Annotated in this window: 7 protein-coding genes; 1 reads left to right on the forward strand and 6 read right to left on the reverse strand. The window is 67.5% G+C overall.

Annotation, left to right across the window (positions count from 1 at the left end; translation table 11 throughout):
• Positions 1–62: 62 nt before the first annotated feature.
• Positions 63–2,234, reverse strand: coding sequence for an alpha/beta hydrolase domain-containing protein (locus AC1EJR_RS22585; protein ID WP_477113737.1), 2,172 nt, complete (start codon positions 2,232–2,234; stop codon positions 63–65).
• Between the two features lie 243 nt (positions 2,235–2,477).
• Between AC1EJR_RS22585 and AC1EJR_RS22590 the strand changes: the two genes are divergently transcribed.
• Positions 2,478–3,104: a LysE family translocator gene (locus AC1EJR_RS22590; protein ID WP_092293361.1), complete on the forward strand. Its 627-nt coding sequence runs from the start codon at positions 2,478–2,480 to the stop codon at positions 3,102–3,104.
• A gap of 23 nt (positions 3,105–3,127) precedes the next feature.
• Here the strand turns inward: AC1EJR_RS22590 and AC1EJR_RS22595 are convergent, their stop codons facing one another.
• From AC1EJR_RS22595 to AC1EJR_RS22615, 5 genes are all read right to left on the reverse strand, one after another.
• A complete protein-coding gene (locus tag AC1EJR_RS22595; RefSeq protein WP_477147578.1) occupies positions 3,128–3,802 on the reverse strand; it encodes a histidine phosphatase family protein in 675 nt (224 codons plus the stop codon).
• Between the two features lie 140 nt (positions 3,803–3,942).
• Complete coding sequence (locus AC1EJR_RS22600) at positions 3,943–4,941, reverse strand: Bug family tripartite tricarboxylate transporter substrate binding protein (RefSeq protein ID WP_441593678.1); 999 nt, start codon at positions 4,939–4,941, stop codon at positions 3,943–3,945.
• A gap of 148 nt (positions 4,942–5,089) precedes the next feature.
• Positions 5,090–5,770: a TetR/AcrR family transcriptional regulator gene (locus tag AC1EJR_RS22605; protein WP_477147579.1), complete on the reverse strand. Its 681-nt coding sequence runs from the start codon at positions 5,768–5,770 to the stop codon at positions 5,090–5,092.
• 80 nt (positions 5,771–5,850) lie between these two features.
• A complete protein-coding gene (locus tag AC1EJR_RS22610) occupies positions 5,851–6,261 on the reverse strand; it encodes a hypothetical protein (RefSeq protein ID WP_092293353.1) in 411 nt (136 codons plus the stop codon).
• A gap of 69 nt (positions 6,262–6,330) precedes the next feature.
• Positions 6,331–7,971, reverse strand: coding sequence for an exonuclease domain-containing protein (locus AC1EJR_RS22615; RefSeq protein ID WP_477147580.1), 1,641 nt, complete (start codon positions 7,969–7,971; stop codon positions 6,331–6,333).
• Positions 7,972–8,195: the final 224 nt, after the last annotated feature.

The raw sequence follows: 8,195 nt of genomic DNA on the forward strand, positions 1-8,195 counted from the left end.
TGCCCGATTGTTGGAGAAAAAGGCGCCGTGCCTCTCGCACGGCGCCTTTTCTTTTGTGGACGTCAGGGCAGCACTGGCTGGGCCACCGCCCGCGCGATGATCGCGTCCGCATCGCGTTGCAACAGGAACCGCTGCGTCACGAGGTCGTTGGCTGCCGCCGTCACCGCGGCCACATAGCCGGCCTGGTCCGTGTACAGCGACTCGAGCGAGGGCCGTCCGTCACCGGCCGAGACGCGCGCCGCCTCGGTCTTGTGGAAGGGGAGGAAGGACCCGGTCAGGTTGGACAGATCCACGATGCCCGGCGTGGCGACATAGTTGAACTCGACGCTGGTGCCCAGCGGCGCGCGCGCCTCCACGCTGTGGATGCCCGCCTTGGGGATGCCCGTCGAGGGGTCCACCTGCGGCACGAGGATCGCGTAGTCGCGGTTCAGGTACGCCGGCGGCAGCTCCGTGGCGATCCCGGACTCGTCCTCGCGCCGGTACTGCGGGCCGAAGTCGAGCAACGGATAGCCGTTGTAGCGCGCCAGGTACTGGAAGTCAGGCACCGCCGTCTGCACGCCGCTCACGGCCCACGTCACGCCCTTCATGACGGGGAAGGCCACGTCGGCTGGGCGCACCAGCGAGCCATCGGCCAGCGCCGGCACCTGGCTGGCAGGCGGCGTGGTGCCGCGCACGACCCAGTCCTCGAGATCGATGAACAGCGCACGGAAGGTGTCGTTGTGCTGGATCACCGTGCCGGCCGGGTAGACATTACGGGTGGGCGCGAAGCTGATGCTGGCCGTGCCGCCCGCCCCGCCGTGCTGGGCGCCCGTGTAGTAATAGATACGGGCGTTGTCCGGCTGCTTCAGGTCGGCGAAGCCGTTGGCGTCGGTCAGCACCGGCGAGCCCTGCAACTGCCAGAACTCGGTGCCGGACAGGCCGAGGAAGAACTTCGGGCAGGTGTTCGACGCCGAGCAGCGCGCCATCACGCCGCCCTTGGTGCCCGAGATATCGTCCACGTAGTCCTTGTCGAGGCCGCGCGGCGCGGTCTGGCCGAACGCCGAGTGGTCGGTACGCAGGCCGCCACCGCCGCCCGGCACGGCGAAGCGCGTGTTGATGTTGGTCTGGCGGGCCGCCACGTGGGCGTAGATGCCGTCGAAGACCTTCGAGCCGTCGAGCGCCTGGTTGAAGCCCAGGTGCAGGAAGGTTTTCATCGCATTGCCGGACTGCGACGTCCCCTGGCCCAGCGTGTGGGTGATGCGACCCGCCACCGGGTTCGGCGTGCCGGCGCCGTCCGCGGCCTTGCTGCGGAAGAAGCTCACGGTGTCCCGCAGCGCGGCCAGCCCCACGCCCATCACCTTCGGGTCCTTCGCCACGTACACGAGTTCATAGAGGTACTTCGGATCGAAGCCGCCGCGCAGGCAGATGCTGGCCGGGTCGGGCTTGCCGGGGAACGCGTTGGCGCTGGCGTCGCACGTGGCGAATTTCCAGTCGCTGGCGGGAATTGCCACGCGCGCATCGGTCTCATTGACGCGCCGCGTCAGCGAGTAGCCGGGCTGGGTGTTGTCGAGGCTGGCCGGCGCGTAGGGGATCATCGTGCCGTTGAATACGCCGCCGGGCAGCGTCATCGCCGGCGCGGCCGCGCCCGGCACCAGTTCGGTCCGATAGGTGCCGGTGATCGCGGTGCCATCGGCATTCTTCGCCACCGGCACCGTCACGGTCAGCCGTGCCGGGCTCGATTTCGGTACATCGCCCTGCCAGGCCGAGTACAGCAGCACGTAGCCGCGCTCCAGGTAGACGGCATCGCTCGGGCTCGCGGCGGGGTTGACCATGGTCAGGATATTGCCGCGATTGGGCGCGTCGTAGCGCAGCACGCCGCTGGCCTTGCTCATGTCCTTGGGCTTGAGCATGACGAAGTCGGCCGAGTACTCGACCATGCCGTTCGCGTTGACGGGCGCCAGCGCCAGGTCCTGGATGATGGCGTTCTTCGGGTCTTTCGGGTCGACCTCGCCGCTGAGGGTGCCCGTCAGTTGCTCGTACTGGCCCACGCTGCCGTAGCTGCCCGCGAAGTCCTGCGTGCCGGTGATCTTGAGCGTCTGCGTGGGCGCATGCGTCTGGGGCGTGCCACCGCCACCACCGCCGCCACTGCTCCCGCCGCCGTTGTTGTCGTCGCTGCCACCGCAGGCCGTCAACATGGCCATGGCGCCCGTCAGGGCGAGCGCTACCGCGTGCCGCATCGGTGCACGTGCTTGCATCGTCTGTCTCCTCGTTGTCGTTCGGGATTGCTTGCGCGGCAGCCCTCAAGGATGGGATTGCCCCGCGCGGTCGCCGCCCGTTCGTGCGCACCGCTGTCGAAGTKAAAGCAGTGTAGGAGTGACCGATTAAGCTGATAAATTGATTGTTTGGATGAATTGATCGAGGATGTGGATGGATAGTCAGGCCCCACGCGCCGCGCGGTGTTCCGCTACCATGGCGCTCTCAATGCACGGAGAACACCGATGCCGTCGATCGACACCCTGCTGACATTCCTCGGGATTGCCGTCCTGCTGAGCCTGGCGCCCGGCCCCGACAACATCTTCGTGCTGCTCCAGTCGGCCATGCATGGCACGCGCGCCGGGCTGACCGTGGTGCTTGGGCTCTGCACCGGACTGCTCGTGCACACGGCGGTGGTGGCGGTGGGGCTGGCCGCGCTGCTGGCGGCATCGGCGATGGCCTTTACGGTCCTCAAGGTCGCCGGGGCGCTCTATCTGGTCTGGCTGGCGTGGCAGGCGTTCCGCGCACCGGTGGGGGAGATGTCACCGCAACATGCCGATGCCAATCCGCCCCGCCGCATGTACTGGCGCGGCGTGGTGATGAACCTCACCAATCCGAAGGTCGTGATCTTCTTCCTGGCCTTCCTGCCGCAGTTCGTCGTGGCCGAGCGCGGGCACGTGGCGCTGCAGCTGATGGTGCTCGGCTTCGTGTTCATCCTCGCCACGCTGCTGGTCTTCGGCGCGATTGCGTGGTTCTCGGGCGTGTTTGGCCGTGTGCTGATGCGCTCGGCCCGCGTGCAGCGGGCGATGAACTGGTTTGCCGGCACGGTGTTTCTCGCGCTGGCGGGGCGCCTCGCGCTGTCGCAGCGCTGAGGCGGTAGCCTGAGGCGGGCGCCTCAGGCGAACGTGATGGCCTTGCGGCRCTCGGCGTGCTCGAGGTGCGGCACGTTGTTGAAGCTCAGCAGCCGCTGCGTGCCGCGTCCCACGATCAGCTCGCAGAAACCGGTATTGCGGAACTGCAGGTTCAGTTCAATGGCGGTCTGCGTCGGCGCGCCGAGCAGGTCGGCCACCGCGCGGCCGATGGCGCCGCCCGAGCTGACCACGAGCAGCGCATCCTCGCGCGCCGCGCCCTCGGTGGCGTGCGTCAGCGCGGACTGCATCCGCGCGCCGAAATCAGTCCAGGTCTCCGGCATGCCGGTCAACGTGTCCTGCGTCCAGGCCGCGAACGCCGCACGGAACGTGCGCCAGTAGTCCTGGTAGTCGCCGTTCTGATGGGCGCGATGATCGCCGCCCTTGGTGAAACTGCGATACAGCGCCTCGCCATCGTATTCATTGAGGCCGGGATGGGACACCACGGCGGTATCGGTCGCCCCCATGCCGGCGAGGATCTCGGTGGCCGTGTCCTGCTGGCGCACCAGCGAGCCGGCCACCACGCGCCGGAAGCTGACGCCCCGGTCGCGGAAATACTCGCCCAGCCAGCGCGCCTGCTGGCGGCCCACGTCGGACAGGCAATCATAGTTGGCGGCCCCGAACGAGGCTTGTCCGTGACGGACCAGGAATAGCGTTGCCATGGGAAGGGGGCGTCTCGCGCCGGAAAATCATCGTGAGACGGATTCTAGAAGCCTGCCTCCCGCCCGCAAAGCAAGCTGCTCCGGAATTCATACCGGCCATCTCCGCGCTGCATTGTCCGGCGCGGAGAGGGCGGCCCGGGTCAGTCCAGCGTCACTCCGGTGTCGGCGGCCAGCTTCAGGATCACCGGCAGGTAGGCCTTGTAGGCGCGCTGCGCTTCCGCCGGGGAGCTGCCGATGGGCTCGAGACCCATCTCGTCGATCTTCGCCTGGAACTCGGGCGACTTGACCAGCGCCACGACCTCGCGGCCCAGTTTCTCGACGATGGCTTCGGGCGTCTTGGCGGGCGCCATCAGCGTGGTCGGCCCGACGATCTTGTACGCCTCATCGCCATAGCCCGCTTCGGCGAACGTCGGCACATCGGGCATCCCGCGGGCGCGCGTGGTGCCGGACACTGCCAGTGCCCGCAGCTTGCCGGTGGCAACGTACTGCCGCAGCGTGGTCACGGAACTGATCGTCATGTTGACCTGCCCGGCGAGGAGGTCGGTGACCAGCGGGCCTTCGCCGCGATACGGCACGTGGAGGATATCCACGCCGTAGGTCTTGTCCATATAAGCCTGGATGGTGTGCGGCAAGGTGCCGGGGCCCCACGAGCCCATCCGCAGCTTGCCCGGCGACTGCTGCGCGTAGGCCAGCAGCTCCTTGACGGTCTTCGCGGGCACCGTCGGGTTGACCGTCAGCACGGTGCGCGCCATGGCGATGTCCGAGAGTGGCCGCAGATCGGTGCGCGGGTCATAGGGCAGCTTCTTATATAGCGCGATGTTGGACGTGATCGGCCCGGGAATCGTCATCAGCAGCGTGTAGCCGTCCGGGGCGGACTTGGCGACGAAATCCGTGCCGATGATGCCGCCCGCGCCGCCCTTGTTCTCCACGACCACGGTCTGGCCCAGGCGCTTGGACAGCCCGTCGGCCACCTGGCGCGCCATCGTGTCGGTCAGCCCACCAGCGGGATACGGCACGATCAGGCGAATCGGTTTGGTCGGGTAGTCACCCTGCGCATGCGTGGCCAGTGAAACCAGCCCGAGCATGACGCCGGCAACGCGCGCGGCCAGTCTCCTGCGTGACGCGATGGAATGCTTCATGGTGTTGTCTCCACGTTATATCCGGCCTGAAAACAGGCGGCGCCGCTATGTTGCGGCGAGATCGGATGGCCCCATTGGGAGCGGGGCCGTCCGGAAAAAGCGGGGGAACTGGGGGTGAAGCGAGGTGTGGCGGTAGGGCGGGGGGCGCTCAGAGGTCCAGGTAGCTCGCCACCATGCGCGTGAGTTCCACGGGTAGCCGTTCATCGGCGAGCGTGAGCGGGCCGGGGTCGTTCAGCACCGCGTTGACGATCATGCCGAAGACCACCTGCATGGCAAAGCGCACGCGCTGCTCGGCTTCTTCTGGCGGGCCGGGCAGGCGCGGCACCAGCAGCGCCACGAGCCGGTCGACGATTTCCTGGCCGTTCTTCTGATGCGGCAGCCATTCCTCGGGGCGCGTGGTGGCGTGCTTGAGTGATGCGCGAATCACGCCCCGGTTGTTGTGGCAGCCGGTCAGCAGGAAACGCATCGTCTTCTCGACGATCTGGCGCGGCGGCGTCTCGGCCCAGCGCCCTTCGTTCAGGTAGCGCGCAACGGAGGCGTCGGTCTCTTCCATCACGAGCGTGCGCAGGGCGTCGAAGAACGCCATCTTGTCGCGGAAGCGACCGTAGAAGGCGCCMACGGACACCTGGCAGGCCGCCGCGATCTGCGCCACCGAGACGGAGGCGAAGTMGCGCTGCGCGAGCAACTCGCGGCCGGCGGTCAGCAGCGCCTGTTCCGTTTCCTTGGCGCGGCGCTGGCGGGGTGGCTGGAGAATCGAGGGGGTATCGATGCGGGGGAAGGCTGTGGACGAAGACGTGCTATTCGTMACACTCGGAAAGGATGCTTGCATGGCGGATTCCGTATTCGAATTCGGATTCGGTTCTATGTCCGCACATTATGGTTTCGTATACCGCAGCGTCAAATTGGGGTTTACGATCCGGACGTTTTGCGGGGCAGGCCTGCGCACTGGCCGACCAGCGTCTGCACGCAGCAGGCATTACCGCTCCACTCCCCGCCGGTGACCTTGCCGTTGGCGGCGGCCAGCAGCTTGCGCTGACATCGTGCCGTGGAGGCAGGTGGCTCAAGCTGCGCATCGCGCGGGCCGCTGCCGGGCGGGTGCGCCGTCGGCAGTTCGTCGACCCATATATAGGCGGTGCCGGCCGGCGTGCTCTGCACGGACTGCGGCGGCCCCCACTGAGCCTGCACCTGCTCKACAGGCGCGCCCTGCCAGGATGCGAAGATCCGATGCATGGCGCCGCCATCGACGCTGGTGCAGCCAATGGTCACGCCGGCCGCGCAGAGCACGGCGGCGGCAAACGGAAGGCGGGGCAACGCGGGCATGGCGGCTCCATCTAGGTAGCGAACCCTCCTCGGCAGACTAGCCGAGCGGGCGCCCGGCTGGCAACGCCACTATGCGCGCCGCCGCACATTGCCTGCCGACCCGGATCCCGACTCCGATMAGGCGAACAGGGTGAGGGTTTGTGTATCCGATGAACGCTCGGTTGTCCGGGCGGGGCGTTTKATCGACGGAGCGCGGCTGGGCGCCGGCGGCTCCGGTGGCGTCAGCGCAAACGGTCGGGACGCCGCGAGCGGCACCGCCGAGGCGCGCAGGGCGTCCAGGCGCGGCGCGAGGATCTGGTAGGTATCGACATCGAACCGGGCCGGCGCGGCGAGCAGGGCAGCCGCCGCGTCGAGGTCCGTCACGGACCCGAGATAGCACCAGTTCTCCAGCACGTGCCATGGCTGTTGGGGCTGATCCGATTCCCGCCACGCCACCGCGCCGGCGAATGGCCACGGCTGCAATGCCAGCGTGGCGATGGCGGCCATCGTCCGCTCCCGATGCGCCGCGCGCGATTCGTCGCCCGTGCAGGCGCCCGCGCAGCGATGCAACTGTCGCGCGAAACACGGGTTGCCCCGCCGGTGCGTGKGTTCGAGCATCAGCGTGGTCAGACAGAGCGTGTGTTCCTCCGCCAACTCCCGCAGCCGGGCCTGGGCTGCGGCGCGGCTGCCGAACGCGCCATAGAGATTGGCATGGCGGCTGAAATCCACGTGCCGGTCCGAGCGCAGGCGCGGCACGGGCAGGCCATCGGGGATCTCCCACGAGAACAGTTCGCTGTTCTGGCGCAGCAACTGGTTGTGCAGCGGCTGCAGTGACTTGACCAACTGCGCCTCCATCAGCAGCGCGCCGACTTCGCCGCCGGTCTCGTGCCACGCCACGCGCCGCACGCCTCGCGCCAGGCGCATCTCCTTCTCATGGCGATGGTCGCCCGAGAAATGGCTTTTGATGCGCTGACGCAGGTGAATGCTCTTGCCAACGTAGAGCGGCGCGTCTTCGTCGCCATAGAACAGGTAGACGCCGGGACGATCGGGTACCTCGTCGAGCGCGGTCTCGGACAGGCCGGCCGGGAGGCTCGCCTGCTTCACCAGCGACTTGACGGCCGATTCCACCAGATCCACGGTATAGAGACCATGGAGCTTCTGCCAGAACTGCCAGAGTAGTTCGGCGTCCGCCAGCGCGCGGTGACGGCCCTTGGGCGTCAGGCCGAAGCGGGCGATCAGCGCGTCCAGGCCATGGCGCTCCACCGACGGGAACAGCGCGCGCGACAGTCGCACGGTGCAAAGCACGTCGGCGCGGAAGGTGATGCCAGCGCGCCGGAACGCATTCTTCAGGAAGCCGTAGTCGAAGCGCGCGTTGTGGGCCACGAAGAGGCGGCCTTGCAGCCGCTCTGCCAGCGACTCGGCAATCGACTCGAACGTGGGTTTGCCGCGCACCATCTCTTCAGTAATGCCGGTCATGCCCTGGATGAAAGACGGGATGCTGGCCTGTGGGTCCAGCAGCGTGTCCCATTCCTGGATGCCGTCCGGGCCGACTTCGACCACGCCGATCTCGGTAATGCGGTCACGCTGGGCATCGGCGCCCGTGGTTTCCAGGTCGACGAATACGATCGGCCGCGCGAGGGCGGTGGCGAGCGCGTGCGCATCGAGGGCGCCGGCGTCGCGGCTCGCGAGGCGTTCGGGCACGTAGGTCATCAGGTCAGGCGGTGTCGTCATGGGGCGATTCTACTGCGCCCGAAAATTCTTTTGCGAAACCCCTTGCCAGCCTGCGTTGGCTCCCTTAATATTCGCCCCCTCGCAACACAAACCGCGCTGCAAACGCAGCAGCGACAAGGGTTGCGGGGTTGATGGGTGGTCGGGCTGAGGAGTTTTCCAGCGCTGACCGCAGCGAAAAAAACTTCGCTGACCTGTTGACGAAACGCAGGTTGTTCTTCATAATC

Source organism: Cupriavidus sp. 05T42, assembly GCF_056396345.1.

Bases quoted from the DNA above. Each gene is read 5' to 3' on its own strand.
- AC1EJR_RS22585 (WP_477113737.1), bottom strand. From the start codon at position 2,234: ATGCAAGCACGTGCACCGATGCGGCACGCGGTAGCGCTCGCCCTGACG.
- AC1EJR_RS22590 (WP_092293361.1), top strand. From the start codon at position 2,478: ATGCCGTCGATCGACACCCTGCTGACATTCCTCGGGATTGCCGTCCTG.
- AC1EJR_RS22600 (WP_441593678.1), bottom strand. From the start codon at position 4,941: ATGAAGCATTCCATCGCGTCACGCAGGAGACTGGCCGCGCGCGTTGCC.